1 protein-coding gene is annotated in these 644 nt (G+C 73.0%); it reads right to left on the reverse strand.

What is annotated here, in order from left to right:
• Window positions 1–644, reverse strand: a 644-nt coding sequence (locus ACSNOC_RS27855; protein ID WP_436750349.1) for a Crp/Fnr family transcriptional regulator, incomplete at both ends; no start/stop codon positions are given.

The following is a 644-nucleotide window of genomic DNA, read 5'->3' on the forward strand; positions in this document are numbered from 1 at the left end:
AGCGGGAGCGGCGGGCCAGGCGCTCGATGTCGAGCAGGATGACCGCGCGCGCCTCCAGCCGCAGCCAGCCGCGGGCGGCGAAGTCGGCCAGTGCCTTGTTCACGGTCTCGCGGGAGGCGCCCACGAGCTGGGCCAGCTCCTCCTGCGTGAGGTCGTGCACCACGTGGATGCCCTCGTCCGACTGCACGCCGAAGCGGCGCGACAGGTCGAGCAGCGCCTTCGCGACCCGGCCCGGCACGTCCGAGAAGACGAGGTCGGACATGCTGTCGTTGGTCCGGCGCAGCCGGCGCGCGACCGCGCGCAGCAGCGCGGCGGCGACCTCGGGCCGGGCGCTCAGCCACGGCTGGAGGTCGCTGTGGCCCAGCCCCAGCAGCCGCACTTCCGTGACCGCCGTGGCGGTGGCGGTGCGCGGCCCCGGGTCGAACAGGGACAGCTCACCGATCAGCTCGCCAGGACCGAGCACTGCCAGCATGTTCTCCCGACCATCGGGAGAGGTGCGGTGCAGCTTGACCTTGCCGTCGGTGACGACGTAGAGCCGGTCGCCCGGATCCCCCTCGTGGAAGAGGGTGTCGCCACGGGCCAGCGTCACCTCGGACATGGAGGCGCGCAGCTCAGCGGCCTGCTCGTCATCGAGCGCCGCGAAC

The sequence above is a fragment of the Streptomyces sp. URMC 129 genome, from assembly GCF_051386415.1.
Classification (GTDB): Bacteria; Actinomycetota; Actinomycetes; order Streptomycetales; family Streptomycetaceae; genus Streptomyces.